The sequence below is a fragment of the Roseateles aquatilis genome (assembly GCF_002205645.1).
Taxonomy (GTDB): Bacteria; Pseudomonadota; Gammaproteobacteria; order Burkholderiales; family Burkholderiaceae_C; genus Roseateles; species Roseateles aquatilis.
Genome location: NZ_NIOF01000016.1, coordinates 103,671 through 127,766, shown reverse-complemented (window position 1 = coordinate 127,766; position 24,096 = coordinate 103,671). Strand labels below are relative to the sequence as shown.

The following is a 24,096-nucleotide window of genomic DNA, read 5'->3' as shown; positions in this document are numbered from 1 at the left end:
CATGACTTGGCGAATCACGTTTCCCTATCTGAACGACTTCCCGGTGATCACGCCGGAGGACATACAGGCCTTTGAGGCTCGCAACGGCCTGAAGCTGCCTCAAGAGTACGCCGCCTTTCTGCTGGAGCATCGCGGTGCGCCACCCCGGCTGCAGAACGAGCAGGGGGAGTACCGTGGCGCCTTGTTTCCTATTGACTGGGGCGGCAAGGAGGCCCAGTCCTATGGTCCCGAGGCGTTGTTGTCGCTGACCTTCAGCCTGTTCGAGGGAAAGGAGTCCACCTCGCCGTATCGAGGGGGCGCGAATCTCGACGACTGCATGACCTGGAACGAGGATCTGCATCCCCCGGGCCTCTTGCCCATCGGAACCGATCCTGGCAATTCATTGTTTCTGATCGGACTGGAGGGCGAACTCACGGGCAAGATATTCTTCCTCTCGACCTGGGCGATTCCTTCACCCATGTCGTTCGAGCACATTGGGCTGGTCGCGCCCACGTTCAATCAGTTTCTCCGGTCCGCACGACCGGATGATGCGTCCTGAGACGCCGATGAGCGAGCACGCAGTGTCGACCCGTGACGGCCATGGACTCGGAGGGGCCTCGACGAAGGCGTTCCCGCTCCCCGAGGACGGCCCGGCGATCACGAAGGAAGACATCAGCGCCTTCGAGATCGGCAACGTCGCGCCGACGTTCACCGATTTCCTCAAGGCCGGCCCCCCTGCCGATCCGAGCTGATCCTCATGACCATTGCCGTCGGGATGCCTCCCGCCTTCTACGACTACTGCAAGCCCACGTTGCCGAGCGAATGGTCGGAGGACTTGCTCTCGCACTCCTTCGAGACCCGGTTCATCTATCTGGACGGCGCGCAGGTGGACTTGCTGCGGCACGGACCGCTCTGGCGAGGACCGGTGTGGGGATACACCGATCCCGCCGCGAGCGCCTTGATCGACAAACTCGAGCCGGCGTTCGAGGCCTTCGGCGCCGAGGCTTTCGTGCGCACGCAGTGGCGCAGTCCGAAGGATTCGTCGCTGTTCCAGCGACTGAAGGGACGCTTCCCCTCGCCGTGGATGGCCATGCTGGCCTTGAGGGAGTCGCGGCGTTGCCAGGAGGACGTGGCGATGTTGGCCTCCGTCCGCGTGTTGCCGATCCTGGTGGTCCGACGTTGGGTACCCATCGAGCCCTGGGCCGAGTTCCGTTGCTTCATTCGCGACCGTCGCCTGATCGGCATCACGCATCTGCGCAATCAACCCTCATTGCCGCCGGCCGTGCGCGCCCGAGCGGGCGTGCTTCATCGGTTGATCGCTGAATACAGTCGAACATGGATGGATCTGCTGCCGCGGGACTCCGTGGTGGCGGACATCGTGGCGCCCGATTGGGACGGTCGCGTGCTCGACGACGCGGCGCCGCCGCGACTCGTGCTGGCGGAGCTCAACCCATGGCATGCGATGACCGATGCCGGGTGGTTCGATTGGCGCCGGCCGGACGACTTCGACGGATCGTTGCGCTGCAACTGATGCCCCGATGAGGGCGCCCGTTCCGCGGCGTGCTTGAGCGCCGGCGCGGTCGGTGCGAGGATCCCGGGGTATCGTTGCGCCTTGCGACGCTCCGGCCTTCTTTCCAGCCCATCCTTCATGACCCCCGATACCCTGCCCAGTCTCCTCGGCCTCACCGACGCCGATCCGTCGCTGGTCGCCGCGATCCTCGCGCACAGCCCCGGCAACGCCGGCGGCGCCGCGCCGACGGAGCTTTCACAGAAACGTCGCCGCGAGATCCGCGCCGGTTTCGTCCTGTTGAAGGAGGTGGGCGTGGTGATGGCCTTCGCCAGCAGCGACGCTTACGCCGCCGACCACGGCGCGCCCAAGGGCGCGGGCGGGCAGGTGCTGAGCGCCGTCTTCTATTACCCCGAGGGCAGCGAGGAAGTCGAGCCCTACGAGGGCCACGCGCCGTTCGCGGCCGGTCCGGTGACGACGCGCGAGGACGCGCTGCGCGAGTACGGCGAGCCGTCCGACGGCGAGGAAGAGGAGGGCGTCGTCGAATGGGAGCAGTGGCTGGTCGACGGCCTGGAGCTGACGGCCGATTACGCCGATGACGGCGCGGTGCTGACGATCACCGTTTCGCCACCGATCGAGATGTGATCAAGGCGGGGCGCGCATCGTGCCCCGCCGAGCGGTGGCGCGCCGCGTCGCGCGCCCAGGCGGTTCGTGGGGCCGCGCGCGGCCGAACGCGGCCTCGTGACGATCCGCGTCACCCATGCCGGTGACAGTGTCATACCGCCGTATCACGCCTTTACATCGCCGGCGCGCCGCGAATGACTTTGGTCGCTTTCGGCGCTCATCGCACATGCCTACCGTGAGGGACCGCTCGATACGGCCCCCTCATGGTTGCCCCCTTCCGCCTCAAGACCGCCCTGTCCGACGACGACCTCCGCGTGCATGCCTGCATGTCGCGAGAGGGGCTGAGCGAGCTCGGCGAGACCACGCTCACGCTGCTGAGCGAGCGCAAGGACATCCGCGCGGCCGAGCTGCTCGGCAAGCCCGCCACGCTGACGATGGCGCTGCGCGCCGACGCGCCGCGGCACCTCGGCGGCTACGTCACGCGCTTCGCGCTGAGCGGCTTCGAGGGCAAGTACAGCGTCTACCAGATGACGCTGCGGCCCTGGCTCTGGCTGCTGACGCGCACCGCGGACTGCCGCATCTTCCAGGAGATGGCGGTCCCGGACATCGTCAAGGCGGTCTTCGACGACCACCCCGTCGCGCGTCACGAGTTCCGTCTGCAGCGCCCGTACCGCACCTGGACCTACTGCGTCCAGTACCGCGAGACCGACTTCAACTTCGTCGCCCGGCTGCTGGAGAACGAGGGCATCTACTGGTACTTCACGCATGACGAGGGCGGCCACACGCTGATCCTCACGGACTCCGCGTCCGCCCACGACGCCGCGCCGGGCTGCGAGTCGCTGCCGTTCTACGGCGCGGCGGGCAACACGCCGCCGGCGCTGGAGTTCGTCGACGCCTGGACCGCGCAGGAGAGCCTCAAGCCCGGCAAGATCGTCATCACCGATTTCGACTTCGAGCGTCCTTCCACCTCGTTGCAGACCAAGCAGGACCGCGCGCGCGACTACGACCTGTCCGACGGCGAGATCTTCGACTATCCCGGCGGCTACCTGCAGACCGGCGACGGCGGCCAGTACGCCGAGGACCGGCTCGACGAGATCCAGACCGCCTATGCCCGCGTCGAGGGCGACACCAACGCGCAGGGCGTCGCCACCGGCCACCTGCTGACGCTGACGCGCCATCCGCGCGACGACCAGAACGCCGGGTACCTGATCACCGGCACCAGCATCCAGCTGCGGCAGGCCGCCAGCGAGTCGGCCTCCGGCGAGTCCGGGCTGCGCTGCCGCTTCAGCGCCATTCCCGCCGACCAGCAGTTCCGTCCCGAGCGCCGCACGCCCAAGCCGATGGCGCCGGGCCCGCAGACGGCCATCGTGACCGGCCCGTCGGGCGAGGAGATCTTCACCGACCGCTACGGCCGGGTGAAGGTGCAGTTCCACTGGGACCGCCGCGGCCAGCGCAACGAGACCAGCTCCTGCTGGATCCGCGTCTCGCAGCCCTGGGCGGGCAAGGGCTGGGGCGGTGTCTCCATCCCGCGCATCGGGCAGGAGGTGGTGGTGGACTTCGTCGAGGGCGATCCCGACCAGCCGCTGATCACCGGCCGCGTCTACAACGCCGAGTCCATGCCGCCCTACGGCCTGCCGGCCGGCGCCGTCGTCAGCGGCATCAAGTCCAAGACCCACAAGGGCGCCGGCTATAACGAGCTGTCGATGGACGACACCGCCGGCAAGGAGAAGATCACCATCCACGGCCAATACGACATGGGCACCACGGTCGAGCACGACCAGACCTCGACCATCCACAACAACCGCACCGACCAGGTCGACGTGGACGATTCGGAGACGGTGGGCAACAACCAGACGCAGTCGGTCGGGGTGAACCAGAGCCTCACGGTCGGCTCGAACCAGGACATCAGCGTCGGCGCCAATCGCAGCAAGTCGATCGGCGCGAACGAGACGCTCACCGTCGGCGCCAACCAGGTCGAGAGCGTCGCCGCGACGCGCACGCTGACCGTCGGCGCGGCCGACACGCAAAGCTTCGGCAGCACGCAGACGGTGACCGTCTCGCTGATGAAGGCGGAGACCATCGGCGCCGTCTACGCACTGACCGTCGGCGCGGCGATGAATCACGCGGTCGGCGCGGCGTTGATGCAGGAGGTGGGCGCGGCCAAGGTGGTGGCCGTCGGCGGCTTGAGCTCCGAGACCGTCGGCGCCAGCAAGTCGGTCACGGCCGGCTCGACGATGAGCCATCAGTCGGGCAAGAACATGAGCCAGAAGACGGGCGCCTCCTATGCCGCCGACGCCGCCGACAAGATGAGCTTCAAGTCGGGCAACAACTACCTGGTCGACAGCGGCGCCAAGGTCGGTGTCCAGGCCAAGGACGAGATCGTCCTCAAGTGCGGATCCGCGGAGCTCATCCTCAAGAGCAACGGCGACATCACGCTCAAGGGCAAGGAGATCACCGTGCAGGGCAGCGGCAAGGTGAATATCAAGGCGGGCGGCGACCTCAATCTCAAGGGCGGTCCGAACATCAAGCAGAACAGCTGAGGCGACAGGAGCATGCCATGACCGAGTCCCAGACCACCCTGTCGCCGCGTTCCGGCTCCGCCGCCGCCGGACCGTCCTCGATGCCGCAGGTCGGTGAACTGCTGGCGCTGCTGGACGGCGGCGTCACCGCCTTCGTCGGCCTGCCCGGGGGCGAGCCGATCCCCCCTGTCGCGCCTGCCGCGCCGGCCGTTCGCACGGCGCGAGCGCGCACCGTGGTCGACCTGCATGCGGGGCATGTCGGTCATTCCGTGCTGCTGGTCTTCGAGGACGGCGATCGCGAACGCCCCGTGGTCATCGGGGTCGTACGCGGCGCCGACACGCCCGCCGCCGCCGAGGTGGCCGGCGTGACGCACGCCGAAGTCGACGCCGACGGCGAGCACCTGGTCGTGACGGCGCGCCACGCATTGACGCTGCGCTGCGGCAAGGCGCGCCTGACCTTGCGCGCGGACGGCCGTATCGAGCTGCGCGGCGAGGAGATCCTGGCGCAGGCCGTCGGCGCCCATCGCGTGCAGGGCGGCTCCGTGCATCTGAATTGATCCGAGGCATGCAAATCCTGGGCATTGCTCCGGCGCAGGTCTCGGGGCTGATCAACCGGCGTGTGCTGGACGAGCACGCGGAGGACGCCGCCTTCCTCTGGCGTCAGCGCGAGCATGCGGTCCGGGCCCCGCATTACCGGCTCAAGCACCTGGCGTTGCTCGACGCGCGCGTGGTGGCGCATCTCGAAGGTCTGCGCGTGGGCGGCGTCCCCGGATGGGAGGCCGCGCGGCGGACGCTGGCCGACGGCGAACCGGGCTCGGCGTTCGTCCTGGCTTACCTCGCGGCGCGGCGCGGCGGCGAGGCGTCGCTGCAGACCGCGCTGCAGATGACGCAGGCCGGGCCGGATTGGCGCGCCGCGGTCGTCGAAGGACTGGCCTGGTCCGCCGAAGGCGCGGCCGTGCTCGGGCCGGCGGCGGCATCGCTGCCGGCGCTGGCCCTGCATGTCGGATTGACCTGGACGCCGCCGCCGGAACGCGACAGCGCCGTGCGCACCGCCGTGGCCGAGGCGGCGACCCATCCCGATCCCTTGCTGCGCGCCGAGGGGCTGCGTCTGCTGGGCGAGACCAAGCGCAAGGACCGGACGGCGCTGCTGGCGGGGGCGATGACGGACCCGGATCCCGCCTGCAGGTTCTGGGCCGCGCGGTCGCTCGCCTTGCTGGGCGACGCGGCGCGCGCGCACGAGGCCTTCGCGCAGGCGCGTGAGATCCCCGAGTTGGCCCAGGAGGCGCTGGAAGTCGCGATGCGCCTGGGCGACCCGGGCTGGGCGCGCGAGCAGATCCGCGCGCTCGCGGCCGATGCCGGCCGCGCGCGCGAGGCGGTGATGGCGGCCGGCCGGCTGGGCGACCCGCTGGTCGTGCCGTGGTTGCTGGACCTGCTCGACCATCCGACGCTGGCGCGGGTCGCGGCCGAATCCTTCGCGATGATCACGGGCATCGACCTGGACCTGGCGGCCTTCAAGGCCGGGACGGCGGAGCCCGAGGACGGCGGGCCGGCACCGGGCGCCGCCGCGCCGCTCGCGCCGGAAGACGGCCCCGAGCCGCATGTCGACGACGAGGACCTGCCGCCGCCGGCGCCGCGGGCCCTGCGGCGCTGGTGGTCGCAGGAGCGGCATCGCTTCGTCGGCGGCCGGCGCTACCTGGTCGGCCGGGCCATCGACACGGCGGTGGCGGTGGAGGTCCTGCGCAACGGCTATCAGCGGCAACGGCAGGGCGCCGCGCTGGAGCTGGCGCGGCTGCGGCCCGGCGCCCGGGTGTTCTCGACCCGCTCGCGCGCCGATTGGCAGCGACGTTGGCTCGCGCCGGGAGACACCGCATGAACTTCGTCGACCAGAGCGGCGGCAAGGCCGGATGGACCGTCGGATATCAGCGCGACGGTCGTGAGCTGCTCGTCGTCATGATGAAGCGGACCTACCGGCTGCCGCGCAACGGCGAGGCGCCGACGATCGCCCCGACGCAACTGCCGCTGGTGGAGCACGACGTGTTCAGCGGCGAGGCGGGCCTGACCGCGCCGCTCTTCGACAGCGACTACGCCCATCGCAAGCCCGCCTGTGACGTGCTGCTGGTGGGCAGCGCGCATGCGCCCGGCGGCGCGCCGGCCAGGCGCGTCCCGGTGGGGCTGCGGGTCGGCGCGATGACCAAGCAGTTCGACGTGGTGGGCCCGCGCGAGTGGCGCCAGGGCGTGCTCGGGCTGGGGCAGTCGGAGCCGGCGCCGTTCGTCGCGCTGCCCTTGAGCTACGACGTCGCCTTCGGCGGCACGGATGCGACGGAGGCCGACCTCGGGCGCACCTTCACCTATCTCGAGAACCCGGTCGGGCGCGGCTATCGCAGACACATGGAGCGGTTGGACGGACAGCCGCTGCCCAACACCGAGGAGTCCGGAAAACCCGTGGAGCACCCGCGCAAGAGCTACCGGCCCATGGCGTTCTCGCCGATCGGTCGCAACTGGACGCCGCGCGCGGGCTACGCGGGGACCTACGACAAGGCGTGGCAGACGTCGCGCGCGCCGTTCTGGCCGGACGATTTCGACGAGCGCTACTTTCAGGCGGCGCCGCCGGACCAGCTCATCGCGCATCCGGCGGGCGGCGAGGAAGTGACGCTGCTCAACCTGACGCCGGACGGGCGCCGCGGCTTCCAGCTGCCGCGCGAGCGCATGCCGGTGACTTTCATTCCGCACCGGGGACGCGACGTCACGCAGGACGCGGTACTCGACACGGTCGTGCTGGAGCCGGACGCGGAGCGCTTCTCGCTGGTCTGGCGCACGGCGATCGCGCTGGGCAAGAGCGTGTTCGACGTCAGGGAGACGATCGCGGGAGAGATGTCGGCGGCCTGGCACCGGGCCCGGCGTTTTCCGGAGAAGCGCTACTACGCGAGCCTCGCCGAGGCGGTCGCCGCGCGGCGGAGGCGGTCGTCATGAGCGCGGCGCAGGCGGGGCCTCTGTTCGTGATCGGCTGCGGGATCGTGTCCGCGGTGGGCTACAACGCGCCGTCGACCCTGGCGGCGCTGCGGGCCGGTGTCAGCGGCGTGCGGGCGTCCGGGTGGCTGGACCCGGTCAGCGGGGAGCCGCTGCCGTGCGGCCGCGTGTCGCTGCCGCAGCGGTGGGGCGGATCCCGCTTGCTGGCGGGCCTGCTGGCGCCGGCGATCTGGGAGTGCCTGCAGGCGTCCGCGGCGCCCTTGCGGCTGCGTGAGGTGCCGCTGTTCATCGCGTCCAGCGCGCCGGATCGTCCCGGCCGGCCCGCGGACCTGGCCGCCGCGCTGCCCGAGCTGCTCGCGCAGAGCCTGGATGACGCGCTGCATCCCGCGTCGATGGTCTTCCAGGAAGACCAGATCGGCGGCCTGCACGCGCTGCTGGCGGCGCGGCAGTGGCTGGCCGGCGGCGCGGATCGCCGCGCGATCGTGGCGGGCGTGGACTCGCTGCTGGAGCGTGCCACGCTGGAGAGCCTGGCGCAGCGGCGGCGGTTGCTCACCGCCATGAACATCGACGGCCTGCACGCCGGGGAGGCGGGGGCCGCGGTGCTGGTGTCCCTCGCGCCCGGCGAAGCAGGGGGCCTTGCCGTGGTGGGCTGTGGCGAAGGGGTCGAACGCGGCACGATCGACAGCACGCTCGCCACGCGCGGCGACGGCTTGACGGACGCGGTCGGGCAAGCGCTGCGGCAGGCACGTCTGCGCCTGGACGACGTGGCCTACCGGGTGACCGACCTGTCGGGCGAGCATTACAAGTTCAAGGAAGCCATGATCGCCGCGCTTCGCCTTCAGGAAGGGCCGCGCGAGACGCCGTTGGATCTCTGGCATCCGATCGAGTATCTGGGCGAGATCGGCGCGGCGATCGTGCCGTGTCTGCTGGCGTGGGCCTGGCATGCGCTGGACGAAGGTTATGCGCCGGGCCCGACGGCGCTCTGCCATGTCGGCAGCGATCAAGGCGGGCGCGGCGCGATGATCGCCCGGGCCGTGCCCGGCGGAAATGGGTCGCCCTCATTGGGAGCGCAGCCGTCATGAGCCGCAACATCTTCGCCAACAGCCGCGAGGTCTCCGCCGTCAACGACAACACCCACGTGCTGGGCGCGATGCCCGACGTCTGCCTCTCGCCGCCGTCGCCGCCGGCCGGTCCGGTGCCGATCCCGTATCCCAACTTCTCCAAGGCCAAGGACACGGGTGACGGCACGCGCCGCGTGAAGATCGGCGGCGATCAGGTGAGCATGAAGAACAAGTCCAATCACGGCACGAGCAAGGGTGACGAGGCGGCCACGCGCTCGCTGGGCATGAACGTCGTCGACCATTGCATCCAGGGCAAGGCGATCGCCGTGGCGTGGTCCTTCAACGTCAAGGTCGAGGGCGAGAACATCGTCCGCCTGCTCGACATGACGATGAACAACAGCGCCTGACGCCATCGGAAGGCACGGGGAGGAAAGCCATGGGGACTGCGGTCGGGACCAAGACAGGGGCGGCGGACATCTCGATGTTCACGCAGAACCATTGCCAGACCATGGACGCCGCCAACGAGAAGGCAAGGAAGGATTACGCCGCCGACGCCAAGCAGCGACTGGCGCAGGACGATGCGAGTCCGGCGGCCGACAAGCTGGCGAAGACGCGGCGCGAGGCCTTGGAGGCCAGCCACAAGAAGGCGGTCGAAGGCGGATTGACGATCTCGTCGGCCCGGCGAATCGGCGCGGACGGCGCGCTGTCCATGATGGGCGCCAGCGACGGCGCGGTGAATGAGTCCCTGCCCGGGCCGTCCGCGGACAACACGACGCCGCCACAAGGGCGGGGCGAGGACGGTGTCCTGTGCGAGAAGTCGTATCGCCATCCGACGCAGCGGTGTGCCTACCATGCCGAGGCGAAGATCGTGAACACGCTCTCCAACATGGGCGACTCGATGCGCGGCGGCAGCATGCTGCTGAAGATCGACTGGCGCCGGGCTATCCTGCGCGGTCGCCCGCTCAAGGCCGTGGGCACGGGGCGCTCCGGAATGCCTTGCCCGAATTGCTACGAGATGCTGTGCCACGCCGCGCAGGCCTGCGAGATCGTCATCGTGATCTGCGATGCCGAGAACAAGCCGCAGGCCCTGGAAGACTGCGACAAGGAAGACGGGTACCAGTCGTTGATGAAGAAGATCAACGGCACGAAGAAGAATGGAAAGCCGCTGTCGAATCAAAGCGAGACGATGTTCGCGCAAAAGGCGCGGCGCAGCATGGCCACCCTGGTGAAGTGACTCGAAGGACTCAACGTGAATCTGCCGGACTACCTGACGCGCATGAATCTGTCGGCGCTGCCATTCGATTTCGAATGGGATCGACCGATCCGCAACACGCTGCTCGACGACGACGACGAGCGCAACATCCGGTTGGCCGGTCAACTGAGCGAGCTGCGCGACGAGGCGACCTTCGGCCTCGGCCTGGCGTGCGTGCAGTGGGTGGTGGCCCGCGTGGACGGCGTGGCTCCGGCGCAGGATGTGCAGGACACGATGCAGCGCGTGGAGGCCATGTGGGCGCTGTGCGCCGACCTGCGTTATGCCAGCCTGACCGATCCGCCGCTGTTCGCCAAGATCTCGCCGCCGAAGGCCGAGGAGCCGCTGTGGGTGGCCCGCACGCTGCTCTTCTGGATCTTCGGTTCCGCCATCGACGGCGACGAACTGCAGGGTGAGGCGATGTCGACGGTGCTGCTCGCGCGCCAGGTCATGGGGGCGCACAAGGGCTTCTCGACGTGGCTGAGCCAGGCCCTGAAGAAGGCCAAGGCGCACTATGCCGTCGAGGACGACGACGCCGATGACGAGGACTCGCAACTGGTCTGGAAGCCGGTGCCGCCGGAGTTCTTCTGGCCGGATTTCGCCTGGACGACGACCGAGGACGCGCGGGCTCGCGTGGACGCCTTCCTGGCCGGGCTCGACCCGTCGGCCAACCCGTACCTGAGGAGCGCCCAAGAGATGGCGAAGCTGGGATTCGAAGGCCAGCCCTATGGCCGGTAGTCCTGCCGTGGGCATCGTCAGCATCGGTCCATGCTGAGTCGCCCGCCCTGGATCCGGATCCCGGAGGCGGACCGCCGCGCGATCGGCTTCCTGTGGGACGACGCGCGCGGCCTTGAGCAACGCGATCACGCCGCGCCGGTGTCGGAGGCGCTGTTGCAGGGCCTATCGCCGCGGGCGGCCCTGGCGCTGGCCGTCGCCGTTCATGAATGGATCGTCTGGCGTTTCGAGGGGCTCGAATCGCGAGCGGATCCCTTGCTGGTCCTGCAAGCCGGCTGGTGCGCCACGGTCGATCCCCGCTATCTGGCCTACTGCGAGTTGCGCCGGACGGCGTGGGTCGGACCGATCGCGGGGCCGCTGTGGTGCGCCTACACCTGGCTCCAGCGCGGACTGACCCAGGCGCGGCAGTTTTCCGGGGATCTGCACGACAGCATCCGCGTCCTGGTGCGCCTGGCGCGACACGTCATGCCTGCCGGTGCGGGATTCGACGCCTGGTTGGAGGCCATCGGCCCGCGGCTCCTGGCGCATTCGCCGCCGCCGGTGCTGGATCCGGCGGACGACCTGTTCGACGATGAACTGGCCGAGCGGCTCGGGCCCTTGGTCGGCCCCAGCGTGTTGAATCCGATGGCGGTCCCCGACCCCGTCGGCGATCGCGCCTTCCTGGAGCAGCAATTCGCCGACGCGCGGGCGCAGGCCAACCCCTTGCTGGCCACGCCCAAGGCCCTGGTGGATGCCGGCTTCTTCGGCGTCCCCTACGTCGTCCCGCGCTGCTGATCCGTCAGGTCGGGCCGGCGGACAGGGACCGGCGCTCGCGACGGCCTGCGTTGACGCATCGGTGCCCGGCGGTGTCCGTCCCCGGGCCCGCGTGACTTTCGTTCATTGCCCCCGATCCCCGCGACACGGACGATGCGGTCTGGGCGGCGATCCTCGTCGCGGCGAGGCGTTCGATGTCACGACCTGAAGGCAAATCCCGTCCGGCGAAGCCGGGCACCGGACCGGCGGCGCCGGGCGACGACCCCCTGCTGGATCCGGACGCGACGCGCATCGTCCCCGCCGGGACGCCGCTGGACCGCATGCCGCCGAACACCGCCGCCAATCGTGCCGCGCCGCCCGCGCCCCAGGCGCCTCCGGCGGCGCATGACGACGACCTGGAGACCCTCCAGCCCGAGCCCGAGGACGGTTTCGCCGAGACCGCCTTCCCGGACACCTACTCGCTGCGCGGCAGCCGCAAGCCCGACATCGACCCCGAGGCCGACCACACCGTCATCGCGCCTGCCTCGCTGCTGATGTCGCGCGCGCCGTCCCAGCCGCCGGCCACGGCCGCCGGCGCCAGCACCGGCGCCATCGCGCCGCCGCCCGCGCCTGCGATCACTCCCGACATCGCGCCCCCCGCGGCCGCAGCGCCTCATCGCGCCGAGCCGACCGAGCCGGACGACGAGCCCGACGCCCCCGAGGGCTTCGCCCAGACCGTGCTCGATCCCGACGCCGTCGCCGCCGTCGCGTCGCTGCGCGCCGCCGCCGAGGCCACGCCGGTGAAGCGGCCGTCGACGGGCACGCTGCCGGGCGGCTCGCTCGCCGCCAAGGCCACCGTCAGCGCCGAGGTCCCCGTGCGCCAGGTCGGCCGCTTCCAGGTGCTGGACCGCATCGGCCGCGGCGGCATGGCCAGCGTGTTCAAGGCCCATGATCCCGGCATCGGCCGCGACGTGGCGATCAAGTTCCTGCACGCCTCGCTGTGCGAGGACGAGGAGTACCGCGCGCGCTTCCTGCGCGAGGCGCGCGCCTCCGGCGGCCTGTCCCATCCCAACATCGTCACCGTGCACGACGTGGGCGAGGTCGACGGCCGGCCCTACATGGCGATGGAGCTGCTGGACGGCGAGCCGCTGGCCGACATCCTGGAGCCCGGCCAGCCGCTGCCCATCCGCGACACCGTCGTGATGTCCATCCAGCTGGCGCGCGCGCTGGACTACGCGCACAAGCGCGGCATCGTCCACCGCGACATCAAGCCCGGCAACATCGCGCGCGTGCGCGGCACGCTGGACATCAAGGTGATGGACTTCGGCATCGCGCACATGGAGTCCACCAAGGGGGAGCAGCGCACCCGCGTCGGCGACGTGCTGGGCACGCCGCAGTACATGGCCCCCGAGCAGATGAACGGCGAGAAGATCGACGGCCGCTCCGACCTGTTCTCGGCCGGCATCGTGATGTACCAGATGCTGACCGGCCAGCGGCCCTTCAGCGGCGACAGCGTCGTCAACCTGGCGCTCAAGATCGCCAAGGACGATCCGACGCCGTTGAACAAGCTGCGGCCCGGCATCCCCGCGTCGCTGCGGCGCGTCGTCGACCGCTGCCTGGCCAAGGCCCCGGAGCACCGCTTCCAGACCGGCACCGAGCTGGCCGACGCGCTGGTGAAGGTCCTCAACGAGATCGACGAGGAGGCCCGCGCCAAGAGCGGCCCGCGCCTGGTGCCGCTGCGCGTGAAATGGGCGGCGATGATGGCCGGCATCGTCGCCGTCGTGATGGCGGTGAGCTGCTCCATCATCCTGCAGCGCCAGAACGAGGCGCTGATGCAGCAGGTGGCCGACTACGGCTCCGCGCTGTCGCGCTTCATCGCGGCGCAGAACGCCACCTCGGCGCTGGAGGAGGACTGGATCGCCGTCGACGTGTCGCTGCAGGAGGTGATGAAGACCCGGGACTTCGCCAGCGTCACCGTCATCAATCGCGCCGGCGTGGTCACCGCGTCCAGCCAGGCCGACGCCGTCGGCAAGCCCTACCAGGCGCCGCCCGGCGAGACGCTGGGCGAGCAGGGCGGCGCCAAGCGCACCCGCTACCAGGCCGGCGGCGAGGCGGTGCTCGGTTTCGAATCGCCGATCACCTTCCAGGGCAAGCCGGTCGGGCGCGTGGCGCTGGGCCTGCCGGAGCGTCCGCTGGAGAGCGTCGCGCGGCTGTCCCGCACGCTGATGGCCGTGCTGGCCGTGGTGACGGTGCTGGCGGTCGCGATCGCGATGTTCTTCGTGGCCAACTGGTTCTCGCGCCCGATCCGGCTGGTGGTGGACGCGCTCGACGAGATCGCCCGAGGCCGCGTCGACTTCCGCATCCGCGAGCAGCGCAAGGACGAGTTCGGCTTGCTCTACGCGGCCTTCGACCGCGCGGCGCAAGCGCTGCAGGACCGGCAGGCGCTGGCCGCGTCCGCCGCCAAGGAGGCGGCGCCGGTGACGGCCGGACCGCTGCCGGCGGCCGCCTTCGCAGCCGAGCGGCAGGCCGGCGTCGACGCCGCGACGCCGTCCGGCGATGTGACGCAGCCGGCACCGCCGCTGGCGCCTTCGGCGCCGGCATCGCAAGAGGCGCGGACGTCCTCGTCCTCGTCGACGTCTCCGCCGTCGTCGTCACCAGAGACCAAGCCTTGAATCGACCCTTGAAGGCATTGCCCGACATGAACCTGGCCCTCAGGCCCGCGGCGCAGGCCGCCCTGGCCGCCGCCGTGCTGACGCTGGCCGGCTGCGCCTCGCCGACCCTCCACGAAACCCCGCCGACGCAGCCCGCGCCGCCGCCGACATCGGCCGCCGCCGTGGCCGGCGAGATCGTCGCGCGCAGCGACCGCCTGCTGATCTACGTGCCCGTGGCCGGCGAGTCGCTGCGCGGCATCGCGGGCCGGTTGCTCGGCGGCGAGGACCGCGACTGGCAGATCGCGGCGGCCAACGGCGGCGTCGCCAAGGTCGACGCGGGCCAGCCGCTGATCGTGCCGCTCAAGCCGCTCAATCCGACCGGCGTGCACGCGGGCAGCTACCAGACGGTGCCCATCCTCTGCTACCACCGGATCGGCACCACGGGCGGCAAGATGGCCGTGTCCCCCGCCAACTTCGCGGCGCAGATGGAATGGCTGGTGCGCAACGACTATCGCGTGCTGCGGCTCTCGCAACTGACCGGCTACCTGGAAGGCCGTGAGCCGCTGCCGCCGAAGTCGGTCGTCGTGACCTTCGACGACGGCTACGAGTCGGTCTACCGCTTCGCCTATCCGGTGCTGCGCAAGCTGGGCCTGCCCGCGACGATGTTCGTCTACACCGACTTCGTCGGCGCGGGCGACGCGGTCAGTTGGGCGCAACTGGCGGAGATGCAGGGCTCTGGGCTGATGGATGTGCAGTCGCACTCCAAGTCCCACCGCAACCTGATCGAGCGCGCCGCCGGCGAGAACGACGAGCGCTATCGCCGCAATCTCGACCAGGAGACCGCCGGGCCGCGCGACCAGCTGGAGCAGAAGCTGGGCGGCCAGGTGCGTCACTACGCCTATCCCTACGGCGACGCCAACGAGCAGGTGCTGGACACGCTGACGCGCCAGAAGTACACGCTGGCGGTGACCGTCAATCCCGGCGGCAACGCCTTCTTCGCGCAGCCGTTGATGCTGCGCCGCACGATGATCTTCGGCGACCACGACCTCGAGGCCTTCAAGGCCCGGCTGCAGACCAGCCGCCGCATCGGGCAGACGCCATGAGGGCGGCGATGACGTCGGGGATGCCGACCGCGACCACGGCGATGTCGATGTCCGCGGGCCTGGCTGCTTTCGGCGCGGCCTCCACGATGCCGCCGCGATCCCGGTCTCGACTTGCGGTCGCCGCGGCGCTGGCCGCCGCGCTGGCGCTGTCGGCCTGCGTCAGCGGACCTGAGGTCGGCTCGCGTGGCGGCGAGCCCGGGCCTGTCGGCAAGGGGCCGCAGTCCGCCTTCGAGGCCGCCCAGCTCCAGCGCGCCCAGGACCAGGCCAAGGACGGCGACCTGGCCGAGGCGGCGATGTCATGGGAAGTGCTGACCGTGCTTCGCCCCGACAACACCGGCTATCGCGACAGCCTGGCCGCGACGCGGCAACTGATCGACGGCGGCGTGGCCGAGCGCCTGCAGAAGGGCCAGCAGGCGCAAAAGCGCGGCGACCTGGACGGCGCCACCGCGCAGTACCTGCAGGCGCTCGCGCTGCAACCGGACAACGGCCCGGCCGCCGACGCCCTGCGATCGATCGAGAAGGATCGCAACCGCAAGAGCTACCTGGGCACGCCATCGCGGATCACCCTGCGCAAGGCGACGCCGGCAACGGTGCCGACGCCGAAGGCCGCGGCCGCCGCGAAGGCCCAGCCGGCGCCGGACCGCAACGAGCTCGAACACATCGCGATGCTCGCCGCGCAAGGCGAGGTCGATGAGCCGATCCGACTGCTGGAGAAACGCACGCCGCAGGATCGCGCCGATCCGTCCGCCAGGCGCCTGCTGGCCGACCTGTATGTCCGCAAGGCCGAGAAGGTCGCGGCGTCGGACAAGGCCGGCGCGATGGGCTGGCTGCAGAAGTGCCTCAAGGTCGATCCCAAACACGCGCGGGCGACGGCGTTGATGAGGCAGTGGATCGATGAGGCGGCGGGGAAGGGCGGTGGGGCAGGTACGGCGGCGCGTGACAAGCGCTGACGCGGTGACCAATCGACGTACCGCCGATTCGCGCCATGTCCAAGCGAGCCATGTCGGAACGGGCCGTGCCGATATGAGCCAATCGATCGGGCCCCGGGGACGATTCGGCGTCGGCCAAGACAGGCAGCGCAAACGGGGCATCCGTGCCGTCACCTCCCGCAGGAGATGAGGCGCCGACCCATCCCGTAGCATCACTCGGCGCCAAACAGGCGTGCTTCAGGGAGTGATGCATGACGATCGAGAAGACAGTTCAACGCTTCGCGCGCGCGGTCGCGTTGATGCCGCTGCTGGCGGCGACTGGTTCGGCGTGGGCCGATTGGGTGCCCCAGGTGCAGAACCGCTTTTACACGGCGACGGTCAGGGTGAACGGCGGTGCCGCCTCGTTCAACGAGCCGAGGTCCGCGTACGGCCCGTTGAGCACCATCAGCGGATATGCCCTCGGCGTCCCGGTGTATATCCAGTCGGGGATCAACGACGCCATCCGGCCGGAGCTGCAGAAGAACGGCGTGGAGTTGTTGAGCGGCACCGTCAGCGGCGATCTGCAAGTGGTGCTGACCCCGGTCTCGTCCGGCGTCGGGCGCGTCGAGATCGGCGGGCTCGACTACCGGGCGGTCAGTTCCTTTCGGGGGTCCTTCGGCGGCATCGTCCGTTACGACTGCCAGAACGTGCTGACGATGACCAACACCCGCATCGTGGGCCAGATCGGGAGCGTCGGGAGCGGGGTGACGCCGGGCTCCGTGGGCATGACCACGACGTCCAACTCCTCCACCTGGTGCGACAGCAACCTGTCCTGGCTGCTGCCGGTGGTGGGTGACCTGATCGCCGACAAGATCACCGGCAAGATCGACGCGAAGATCGAAGCCGGTATCGCCACCTCGGTGAGCAAGCTCGATTCCGCGCTGTTCGTGGTCGCCAGCGGCAACAACTTCCGATCGGGGCTGCACCAGCTGGTGCCTCGCGAATCGGTCGTGCGACTGCCCAACGGGCAGGATTTCCGCATCGGCGACTACGTCTGGAACAACTTCGACTACATCGTGGCCAACAGCCAGATGACCCTCAAGCTGGGCCAGGCCGCGCCGGTCGACGTCGTGCGCGGCATGCAATTGCCCTACGGCAATGTGGTGACCGGGATACCGCTGCGGATGGATGTCAACGTTCCGGGCTTGTCCTTCTCGATCGAGTTGAAGGACGAGGCCTGGGTCGATTGGCGGTGGGTGTGCAACGTGACGCGCCCGGGCGAGGGCTGCGAAGAGCCTTGAGAACGCGCGCGGCGGTCATGTCGCGAGGCATGGCCGTCTGCCGGTGATCGGAGAGGGGCCGCTGGGCCCCTCTCACCCCGTGGATCCGCTTGCCCTGGGCGGACTCGCCTCACCGACCGGAACGGAACCCTCGACGCGCCAGCCGCGCGAGGGCGGCCACGAGCACGAGCGCCACGCCGTCGAGGACCCACAGGAACACGCCCGAGTACGCCCGCCTGCCGGCATCGGCCGCCTGGCCGAAGTGCGTGGGTCCGATGCCGTGGGCGTCGACCAGGCTCATGGCCGTGATCCAGGTCGCGGTCGCGGCGATCGCGATGGCGAGCACCGTCGCGATGTTGGCCTTCAAGTAACTCTGCTTTGGATGGGGCGCGGTCAGCCCGGCGTTCTCGTCGACAGCCGCTTCAGGAGTCGTCTGCATGTTCAATCCTCCGCTTGCTCGATGCGGGGTTGTATGCGGACCTGCGGGCTGCACGTCGAGACGTGTCGTGAACTGCGGATCGGGCCGTTGAACGGGCCCCTGTCATGGGTGGACGGCGGGTGTGAAGCGGGCGCGATCGAGCCCCGCGCCGCCTCACTTCACAGCTGATCCGCCTTCTGTTTCAAGCTCACCGCCTTTTGCCGTTCCAGCTTGGCCAGCTCGTTGTTCGGATCGAGCTTCAGCACGTTGTCCCAGCCGCGGATCGCACCGGCCAGATCCTGCTTGGCGAACGCGGTGCGTGCCGCCAGCGTGAAGCGGTCGATCTGCTTCTTGCGCACGCCTTCGATCCTGGCGGTCGCGCCGCCCTGCTCGGCGGCCTCGGCCCGGCGGTACTCCTCCATCGCCTTGTCCAGACGGCCGGCGCGCTCGTGCGCCTCGCCGGCGCGCATCGCTTTCTCGCCGGGCGTCAGCTCGGGCGGCGGCGGCGGCGCGGTCGGCACCACCGGCGCGGGCGTCGCGGTCGCGGTCGCGGGCGTGGGGGGCGTGGCGGGAACCGCGGCTGGCGTCGTGCCCTTCGGATCGGGCTTGCCGCGCGCGGCCGGTGGGTACAGCGGACCCGCCGGCGGCTTGCCGGGGATGCGCAGTTGCTGGCCGCCGGACACCTGCTTGGGCACCTTGATGTCGTTATAGCGCGCCAGGATGTAGAAGGAATAGATGTCGCCCATGAAACGGCCGGCGATGCGCGACAGCGTGTCGTTGGACTGCACGGTGTAGGCGAAGGACTCCCGACCCAGCATCGCCACCGGATCGCCGGTGATCTGGCGCATCAGGTTGTTGGCCAGCTTGTTGGCGGGGTCCAGCGTCAGCGCTCGTTGCAGCTCGGCGCGGGCCTGGTCTTCCTGGCCGGCCTCGAGCAGGTCGATCGCCTGCACCGCGGTCTTCTGGGACAGCGCCTGCTCGGCCGCCGTGGGTGGGGGCGGCGGGGGCGGAGGAGGGGGCGGCGCCTCCGGGGCCGAGGCGGCGGGGGCGACCGGCTCGGGCGCGGGGCTCTTGGGCTGGTTGGCGCAGGCGGCGAGCACCAGGCTCAGCAGCAGCGCGGAGCCCACGGACACGCCCCGCCGGGGCAGGGCGGCCGGGGCCGGCGGGCATGGCGGGGGCGGTGTGATCGGCATGTCGGCGCGTTGAAGTTTTTTCGGCATCGGCATCGGCATCGCGTCAGGAATCGAGCGGGATGCAGTATGAAACAGGGACTTGCCAGCCACAGGTGACTTTCGTTCATTGAAGGGCGGCGGCAGACGCGGAAACATCCTGTGCCACTCTCTCGAGGTCCAAAGGCCGCCCCATGACCCTCACCCTGCGCGCGGTGTCGCTCAACGACCTGCCCTTGACGCAGCCCATCACGGCGCGTTTCGACGCCGAGGGCGGCACCATCGGGCGCGCGGATCACAACACCATGGCGCTGCCGGACCCGGAGCGCCACATCTCCCGCCAGCAGGCGGAAATCCGCGTCGAGGCGGCCGGCTTCGTGATCTGCAACGTCGGCAGCGCCAACCCCATCACCGTCGCCGGCCAGCCTGTCGGCCAGGGGCAGGCGGTGCCGCTGCGCCACCTCGACCAGGTCCGCATCGGCGGCTACCTGCTCGAAGTCCAGAACGAGCGCGACGAGGCCGACAGCGCGATGACCGTCGTGCGGCGCGCGCCGGACCTGCCGCGCGCCGCGCCCGGCGTGGGCGGACCGTCCGTGTCGGCCGGCGCGACCGCCGCCGCGCGCGGCTTCCCGGGTCAGCAGGCCGCGCCGCTGTCCAGCTCCAACCCCTTCGCCGACCTGCTGGGCACGCCCGCGCAGGCGCCGATGGGCTTCGATGCGCCGGCGCCCGCCGCTGCCAGCCCGTTCGCGACGGTGCCCGCGTCCATGCCGACTCCCGCGCCGCCGACGAGCCCGGCGCTGCTGCCCGACGACTTCGATCCGTTCGCCCCGCCGGCGCCCCGTCCCGCGCCGCCGCCCGCCATGTCGCAGGCATCGCAGGCATCGCAGGCCGCCTCCCCGTTCGACCCCTTCGGCGGCTTCGATACGCGGCTGCCCCCGGAGCCGCCATCCTCGGCGCCGGTCAACGATGTCGGCTTCGGCGGCGCCTTCGCCGACCTCGTGCCGGGCGAAGGCAATCGCTCCCTCGACGACCTCTTCGGCCTGCAGCCTTCCGGCAGCGACCCGCTCGCCGGATTCATGGCCGGGGCGACGCAGGGGGCCGGCGGTGGCGCCCGCGACACGATGCCGTCCGATCCACTGGCGCTGTTCGGATCGGCGCAGGCCGCGAGCGTGCCCGACGCCGAGCCGCACACGCCCGCCTTGCCGGATCACACCCCGGCATTGCATTCCTCGTTCCGCCCACCGGAGGTGCGGACGCCGCCTCCGCCCATTCCCGAGGCCGTGTCCACGCCGGTGGCCGCCTTCGCCAGTCCTGCGGTGACGGCCCCGGCGATCCCCACTCCCATCGCGCCGCAGATTCCCGCGCCGGTCATGCCGAGCGCTCCCCACGCGGCCCTGCCTGCGCAGTCGTCCCCCTTGCAGCTGCAGCCGCATGGTCAGCCGCAGTTCCCGGCTCCCCCCCATGCAGCGCCGATGCCGGCCATGCCCCATGCGCAGCCGATGGCCGCGATGCCCTCGGGCGTCGGCGCGGCGAGTGGCGCCAGCGATGCCGCCGCCCACGCCGCCGCCCTGTGGGCCGCGTTCTGCGAGGGCGCCGGCGTGCGCATGGCCGCGCCGCCCCAAGGCTTGAACGCCGACCTGATGCGCGTCATCGGCCAGTTGCTCCACGCGTCGGTCGACGGCGCGCTGCAGATGATGGCCGTGCGCGCCGCCACCAAGCACGAGCTGCGGGCGCAGGTCACCGTGATCCGCTCGCGCGAGAACAACCCGCTGAAGTTCTCCCCCGATCCGCAATCCGCGCTGGAGCAACTGCTGCAGCCGCCGGTGCGCGGTTTCCTGCCCGGCCCGGCGGCGATGCAGGACGCGATGCGCGACCTGGTCGGCCACACGATCGGCACGATGGCCGGGACGCGCGCGGCGTTGGAGGGCGTGCTGACGCGCTTCCAGCCGTCGGCGCTGGAGGCCAAGCTGACCGGCCGGTCGATGCTGGACAGCGTGCTTGCGATGAATCGCAAGGCCAAGCTGTGGGAGCTGTACCTGCAGCACTTCGAGTCCATCCGCGACGAGGCGCAGGAGGACTTCCACACGCTCTTCGGCAAGGCCTTCCTGGAGGCCTACGAGGATCAGCTCGAACGCCTGAACCAACGTCCGGGCGTCGCGCCGACCTCGACCGCGGCCTGACCGGTGCCCATGTCCTTCGCTTCCAATACCATGCTCAAGATCCGGGTCGCCGCCTGCAGTGAACAAGGCGCGCGCGCCAACAACGAGGACGCCGTCGCGGCCCATGAGAACGGCCCCGGCTGGTACGCCGTACTGGCCGACGGCGCCGGCGGTCACCGCAACGGCGCGGAGGCGGCGCGCCGCGCCGTGCACCGCATGCAGGTCAGCCTGGGCGACGCCACGCTGCCGTGGCGGCCCGAGTTGCTGACCGGTGCCGTGCTGGCCGCCCACGACGACGTGCGCCGCGGCGTCGAGGGCAGCGGCCGCGACCGCATGCACACGACGGTCGTCGCGCTGTGCGTCGACGCGCAGCGCGGCTTCGCGATGTGGACGCACGTCGGCGACTCGCGCCTGTACCGCATCCGCGGCGGCAACATCGACACCATCACGCAGGACGACAGCGTCGTGCAGATGCTGATCGAGGCCGGCCTGCTCACGCGCGAGCAGGCCGAGGATCACCCGCACAAGAACCACCTCGTCGCCGCGCTCGGCATCGAGGACGAGCTCAACCCGCACACCACCTCGCCGCAGCCGCTGCGCGAGGGCGATGTCTTCCTGCTGTGCAGCGACGGCTGGTGGGGCACGGCCGGCGATGCGCTGATCCCGCGCACGCTGAGCGCCTCGACGTCCCCCGAGGACTGGCTGGGCGCGATGCGCGTCGCCATCGAGGAACGCGGCCTGCCCGACCAGGACAACTTCAGCGCGATCGCGGTGTGGATCGGCGATCCCGCGCCGGACGCGTCGATGGCGCCCGCGCAGGCATCGACGGAGGAGCCGGGCACGGCGCCGGAGGCGGTCGAGGCCCTGGAAGCGGCCGACGAGGACGAGACGACACGACGCATGCCGCTTTAGCGCCCGGACGGGCGCACGGACGCGGGCGCCTCAGCATTCTGGAAGCCGTCTTTCGGATGCGCGCTGATACCGTCGCACGACGTCGCGCCCGATCATCGCCGTCATGGGAGAGCGATCGGCGGCCATCGAGCGGACCGCGCCGGACCGGGAGGCCGCGGCGCAGCGATCCGTGGCGCACGAGCGCCCGTCGGGCGGGGAGCCGACGCTTCAGGCCTGGGTCGACGGCAGCGCGCGCGTCGTCGCGCAGCGGCAGCACATCGCGGCGATGCGAGGGCCGGTCGTGCAGCGGGCGACGATCAAGGTCAAGGGGATGCAGCGGAAGATGCTGGCGTTCAAGGGGGGCCGGGCCGAGAGCTTTCAGACCTTTCTCCTCCACAAGGGCTACACGGTCGACGTCGGCGAAGTCGAGACCACGGTGGAGACCGGTGAAACGGGCGCGGCCACCCTCATCGCCTTTCTCCAGGAGTTCAACACCTTCGAGCGGGAGCAAGCCCAGATCGCCCGGGAGGTGGACCCGCACGACGCCATCGTGCCGGCCGCCCGCAAGGAGATCGAGCGCCTGCATGCCGGCAGCGACATCCGTCTGCTGGACAACGAAGGCAAGAACAACTGCGGCATCTACCTCGTGACGCCCGAGGCGGGGCGGCCGCTCATCATCAAGGTGCTGTCCAAGGGGCTGGGCGAGGCCCAGGCCACGCTCGAACGCGTGCCCGGCCTGCGCGATCGATACGGGCACCTGCCCGGCCAGGACAAGATCGCCATCGGCGCGCCGCTCGGCGTGCAGGCGCTGAACGCCAGCGGTTTTCCCTATGCGCTGATGACCTTCGCGGCCCACGGCGTGATGACGCTGGACCGTGCCTTGCGCGGGCAGACGCTCTCCGTGGAGGACCTGGCCGCGGCGGCGCAGGGGCTGGGGGCGCGCATCGCCGCCTTCCATGTCTCGCCCATGGAGAGGGGGGACGTGGAGGAAGGCGACGACCCCAGTTTCCTGGTCCATCTGGACTTGAACACGTCCAACATCATGCTGGCGGAGGACGGCGTCGCCGGGCTGGTCGACGTGGACGGCGTGAAGATCGGCACGCTGGAGATGGTGCGCTGGGATCTGAGTTCCCTGCTGGGCAGCCTGGGCATGGCGCTCGAACTCCGCTATCCGAAAGGGGAGCACGGGGAACTCGCGGCCAAGGTCTTCCAGGCGATGAAGGCCGGCTTCGCGCGCGGCTACCGCGACCGCATGGCGCGCGTGAAAGGGGGCGAGGCGATTCTGGAGAAGCTGGCCGATCGGCTGGATTGATGGGCGGCCGATCCGGACCCGGCCAGGCCAGGACCACGATCAGCGCCGGCTCCGGCTTCGGCTCCGGCTCCGGCTCCGCATCCGGATCCGGATCCGTCAGCCCGGCGCCGGCCTGGTCTGCTCCGCCTTCAGCATCGCCGCGAACCCGTCCACGGCCGGGAGCCCCGGCCCCCAGCGCAAGTTCACCTGCGCGGACGGTTCCGGATTCGGCGACCAGACGGTGCATCCCGCCAGGCGCTCCATCAGCTCCCCGGCCGCCAGCATCGGCACCGCCGCGGTGAGCAGGCTGGCCGGCGCGGTGTAGCGCGTCCAGCCGCCGGCGTCCTCGGGGGCCGGCAGCGTGGCCGCATGGCTGGCGGGCCAGGGCGGCGCGGCGGCCAGTGTCTGTTCCAGCGTGTCGACCGTGGCGGCGTCGTCCAGCGTCCGCATCGCCGCGTTGGCCAGCACCGTGTACCAGCGATCCAGGTGATCCAGGCCGGCCCGGTCCACCGGCGGCTGCGCGCGGGACTGCGCGATCACCAGCGGGAAATAGCGACCGACGTTGTCGCAGCTGGGCATCAGCACGCCGAACCACCATCGCATGTCGACCACGCCCGGCGCCCACGCGAAGCGCAGCACCGGGGCGGTCAGGTAGGTGTCCAGCCAGCGCGGCCCCAGCGCGGCCGGGAGCTCGTTCATCAGGCCCGACAGCCACGCATCGCAGTGCCGCACCCAGTGCGGCGGCACGCGGCGCTGCGCGAAGTCGCCCAGCGCGGCCACCTTGCCGTACCAGCCGGGCGTGGCGTCCGTCTGGGGATTGAGGGCGTCGGGCAGGGCGTTCATCGTCGGACGC

Annotated in this window: 23 protein-coding genes; 20 read left to right on the top strand and 3 right to left on the bottom strand. The window is 70.7% G+C overall.

The annotated features are described in order from the left end of the window. Position 1 precedes the first annotated feature (1 nt). From CDN99_RS24575 to CDN99_RS24495, 17 genes are all read left to right on the top strand, one after another. The gene (locus tag CDN99_RS24575) at positions 2-538 is read left to right on the top strand and encodes an SMI1/KNR4 family protein (RefSeq protein WP_088387768.1); all 537 of its coding nucleotides are present in this window, start codon (positions 2-4) and stop codon (positions 536-538) included. 7 nt (positions 539-545) lie between these two features. After that, complete coding sequence (locus CDN99_RS24570; protein WP_141100972.1) at positions 546-731, top strand: hypothetical protein; 186 nt, start codon at positions 546-548, stop codon at positions 729-731. 5 nt (positions 732-736) lie between these two features. After that, entirely contained in the window at positions 737-1,510 is a 774-nt protein-coding gene (locus CDN99_RS24565) for a cell division cycle protein 123 family protein (RefSeq protein ID WP_088387764.1), read from the top strand. A gap of 117 nt (positions 1,511-1,627) precedes the next feature. After that, on the top strand, positions 1,628-2,131 hold the full coding sequence (locus CDN99_RS24560) for a hypothetical protein (protein ID WP_088387762.1): 504 nt from the start codon (positions 1,628-1,630) through the stop codon (positions 2,129-2,131). Between the two features lie 242 nt (positions 2,132-2,373). After that, entirely contained in the window at positions 2,374-4,650 is a 2,277-nt protein-coding gene (locus CDN99_RS24555; RefSeq protein WP_088387760.1) for a type VI secretion system Vgr family protein, read from the top strand. 17 nt (positions 4,651-4,667) lie between these two features. After that, positions 4,668-5,186 carry a DUF6484 domain-containing protein gene (locus CDN99_RS24550; RefSeq protein ID WP_088387758.1) on the top strand — a complete coding sequence of 173 codons (519 nt, stop codon included), beginning with the start codon at positions 4,668-4,670 and terminating at the stop codon, positions 5,184-5,186. 8 nt (positions 5,187-5,194) lie between these two features. Continuing rightward, positions 5,195-6,502 carry a TIGR02270 family protein gene (locus CDN99_RS24545; protein WP_088387756.1) on the top strand — a complete coding sequence of 436 codons (1,308 nt, stop codon included), beginning with the start codon at positions 5,195-5,197 and terminating at the stop codon, positions 6,500-6,502. Beyond that, complete coding sequence (locus tag CDN99_RS24540; RefSeq protein WP_088387754.1) at positions 6,499-7,599, top strand: DUF2169 family type VI secretion system accessory protein; 1,101 nt, start codon at positions 6,499-6,501, stop codon at positions 7,597-7,599. Before CDN99_RS24545 ends, CDN99_RS24540 begins: the two co-directional genes overlap by 4 nt. Next, positions 7,596-8,678 (top strand): hypothetical protein, encoded by a 1,083-nt coding sequence (locus tag CDN99_RS24535; RefSeq protein ID WP_088387752.1) that lies wholly within the window; start codon positions 7,596-7,598, stop codon positions 8,676-8,678. The genes CDN99_RS24540 and CDN99_RS24535 overlap by 4 nt, the downstream gene beginning before the upstream one ends. Further along, positions 8,675-9,064, top strand: a complete 390-nt coding sequence (locus tag CDN99_RS24530; protein ID WP_088387750.1) for a PAAR-like domain-containing protein — start codon at positions 8,675-8,677, stop codon at positions 9,062-9,064. The genes CDN99_RS24535 and CDN99_RS24530 overlap by 4 nt, the downstream gene beginning before the upstream one ends. Positions 9,065-9,093: 29 nt before the next feature. Next, positions 9,094-9,891: a hypothetical protein gene (locus CDN99_RS24525; protein ID WP_141100971.1), complete on the top strand. Its 798-nt coding sequence runs from the start codon at positions 9,094-9,096 to the stop codon at positions 9,889-9,891. A gap of 15 nt (positions 9,892-9,906) precedes the next feature. Then, on the top strand, positions 9,907-10,644 hold the full coding sequence (locus CDN99_RS24520) for a hypothetical protein (protein ID WP_088387746.1): 738 nt from the start codon (positions 9,907-9,909) through the stop codon (positions 10,642-10,644). 30 nt (positions 10,645-10,674) lie between these two features. Continuing rightward, positions 10,675-11,415, top strand: a complete 741-nt coding sequence (locus CDN99_RS24515) for a hypothetical protein (RefSeq protein WP_088387744.1) — start codon at positions 10,675-10,677, stop codon at positions 11,413-11,415. A gap of 173 nt (positions 11,416-11,588) precedes the next feature. Then, positions 11,589-14,045 (top strand): protein kinase domain-containing protein, encoded by a 2,457-nt coding sequence (locus CDN99_RS24510; RefSeq protein ID WP_088387742.1) that lies wholly within the window; start codon positions 11,589-11,591, stop codon positions 14,043-14,045. Beyond that, positions 14,042-15,127, top strand: a complete 1,086-nt coding sequence (locus tag CDN99_RS24505; RefSeq protein ID WP_141100970.1) for a polysaccharide deacetylase family protein — start codon at positions 14,042-14,044, stop codon at positions 15,125-15,127. The genes CDN99_RS24510 and CDN99_RS24505 overlap by 4 nt, the downstream gene beginning before the upstream one ends. A 20-nt stretch (positions 15,128-15,147) precedes the next feature. Beyond that, positions 15,148-16,077 carry a tetratricopeptide repeat protein gene (locus CDN99_RS24500; RefSeq protein ID WP_088387738.1) on the top strand — a complete coding sequence of 310 codons (930 nt, stop codon included), beginning with the start codon at positions 15,148-15,150 and terminating at the stop codon, positions 16,075-16,077. A gap of 230 nt (positions 16,078-16,307) precedes the next feature. Further along, positions 16,308-17,336, top strand: coding sequence for a hypothetical protein (locus tag CDN99_RS24495; RefSeq protein WP_088387736.1), 1,029 nt, complete (start codon positions 16,308-16,310; stop codon positions 17,334-17,336). Between the two features lie 109 nt (positions 17,337-17,445). On the opposite strand, the gene CDN99_RS24490 is transcribed toward CDN99_RS24495, so the two are convergent. Next, the gene (locus CDN99_RS24490; RefSeq protein WP_141100969.1) at positions 17,446-17,754 is read right to left on the bottom strand and encodes a hypothetical protein; all 309 of its coding nucleotides are present in this window, start codon (positions 17,752-17,754) and stop codon (positions 17,446-17,448) included. 158 nt (positions 17,755-17,912) lie between these two features. Beyond that, a complete protein-coding gene (locus CDN99_RS24485) occupies positions 17,913-18,866 on the bottom strand; it encodes a LysM peptidoglycan-binding domain-containing protein (protein ID WP_141100968.1) in 954 nt (317 codons plus the stop codon). Between the two features lie 230 nt (positions 18,867-19,096). On the opposite strand from CDN99_RS24485, the gene tagH reads away from it, so the two are divergent. From tagH to CDN99_RS24470, 3 genes are all read left to right on the top strand, one after another. Beyond that, positions 19,097-21,082, top strand: coding sequence for a type VI secretion system-associated FHA domain protein TagH (gene tagH / locus CDN99_RS24480; RefSeq protein WP_088387730.1), 1,986 nt, complete (start codon positions 19,097-19,099; stop codon positions 21,080-21,082). Between the two features lie 9 nt (positions 21,083-21,091). Continuing rightward, complete coding sequence (locus tag CDN99_RS24475; RefSeq protein ID WP_088387728.1) at positions 21,092-21,973, top strand: PP2C family protein-serine/threonine phosphatase; 882 nt, start codon at positions 21,092-21,094, stop codon at positions 21,971-21,973. Positions 21,974-22,076: 103 nt separating this feature from the next. Further along, complete coding sequence (locus CDN99_RS24470; RefSeq protein ID WP_088387726.1) at positions 22,077-23,264, top strand: BUD32 family EKC/KEOPS complex subunit; 1,188 nt, start codon at positions 22,077-22,079, stop codon at positions 23,262-23,264. Positions 23,265-23,360: 96 nt separating this feature from the next. On the opposite strand, the gene tagF is transcribed toward CDN99_RS24470, so the two are convergent. Further along, the gene (gene tagF, locus CDN99_RS28795; RefSeq protein WP_088387724.1) at positions 23,361-24,086 is read right to left on the bottom strand and encodes a type VI secretion system-associated protein TagF; all 726 of its coding nucleotides are present in this window, start codon (positions 24,084-24,086) and stop codon (positions 23,361-23,363) included. Positions 24,087-24,096 lie beyond the last annotated feature (10 nt).

What these genes read in the sequence shown, in the direction of transcription:
- CDN99_RS24575 (WP_088387768.1), top strand. Translation starts at nt 2, where the DNA reads ATGACTTGGCGAATCACGTTTCCCTATCTGAACGACTTCCCGGTGATC.
- CDN99_RS24495 (WP_088387736.1), top strand. Translation starts at nt 16,308, where the DNA reads ATGACGATCGAGAAGACAGTTCAACGCTTCGCGCGCGCGGTCGCGTTG.
- tagF (WP_088387724.1), bottom strand. Translation starts at nt 24,086, where the DNA reads ATGAACGCCCTGCCCGACGCCCTCAATCCCCAGACGGACGCCACGCCC.
- CDN99_RS24530 (WP_088387750.1), top strand. Translation starts at nt 8,675, where the DNA reads ATGAGCCGCAACATCTTCGCCAACAGCCGCGAGGTCTCCGCCGTCAAC.
- CDN99_RS24565 (WP_088387764.1), top strand. Translation starts at nt 737, where the DNA reads ATGACCATTGCCGTCGGGATGCCTCCCGCCTTCTACGACTACTGCAAG.
- CDN99_RS24535 (WP_088387752.1), top strand. Translation starts at nt 7,596, where the DNA reads ATGAGCGCGGCGCAGGCGGGGCCTCTGTTCGTGATCGGCTGCGGGATC.
- tagH (WP_088387730.1), top strand. Translation starts at nt 19,097, where the DNA reads ATGACCCTCACCCTGCGCGCGGTGTCGCTCAACGACCTGCCCTTGACG.
- CDN99_RS24510 (WP_088387742.1), top strand. Translation starts at nt 11,589, where the DNA reads ATGTCACGACCTGAAGGCAAATCCCGTCCGGCGAAGCCGGGCACCGGA.
- CDN99_RS24550 (WP_088387758.1), top strand. Translation starts at nt 4,668, where the DNA reads ATGACCGAGTCCCAGACCACCCTGTCGCCGCGTTCCGGCTCCGCCGCC.
- CDN99_RS24475 (WP_088387728.1), top strand. Translation starts at nt 21,092, where the DNA reads ATGTCCTTCGCTTCCAATACCATGCTCAAGATCCGGGTCGCCGCCTGC.
- CDN99_RS24540 (WP_088387754.1), top strand. Translation starts at nt 6,499, where the DNA reads ATGAACTTCGTCGACCAGAGCGGCGGCAAGGCCGGATGGACCGTCGGA.
- CDN99_RS24500 (WP_088387738.1), top strand. Translation starts at nt 15,148, where the DNA reads ATGCCGACCGCGACCACGGCGATGTCGATGTCCGCGGGCCTGGCTGCT.
- CDN99_RS24525 (WP_141100971.1), top strand. Translation starts at nt 9,094, where the DNA reads ATGGGGACTGCGGTCGGGACCAAGACAGGGGCGGCGGACATCTCGATG.
- CDN99_RS24570 (WP_141100972.1), top strand. Translation starts at nt 546, where the DNA reads ATGAGCGAGCACGCAGTGTCGACCCGTGACGGCCATGGACTCGGAGGG.
- CDN99_RS24515 (WP_088387744.1), top strand. Translation starts at nt 10,675, where the DNA reads ATGCTGAGTCGCCCGCCCTGGATCCGGATCCCGGAGGCGGACCGCCGC.
- CDN99_RS24555 (WP_088387760.1), top strand. Translation starts at nt 2,374, where the DNA reads ATGGTTGCCCCCTTCCGCCTCAAGACCGCCCTGTCCGACGACGACCTC.
- CDN99_RS24490 (WP_141100969.1), bottom strand. Translation starts at nt 17,754, where the DNA reads ATGCAGACGACTCCTGAAGCGGCTGTCGACGAGAACGCCGGGCTGACC.
- CDN99_RS24560 (WP_088387762.1), top strand. Translation starts at nt 1,628, where the DNA reads ATGACCCCCGATACCCTGCCCAGTCTCCTCGGCCTCACCGACGCCGAT.
- CDN99_RS24545 (WP_088387756.1), top strand. Translation starts at nt 5,195, where the DNA reads ATGCAAATCCTGGGCATTGCTCCGGCGCAGGTCTCGGGGCTGATCAAC.
- CDN99_RS24470 (WP_088387726.1), top strand. Translation starts at nt 22,077, where the DNA reads ATGGGAGAGCGATCGGCGGCCATCGAGCGGACCGCGCCGGACCGGGAG.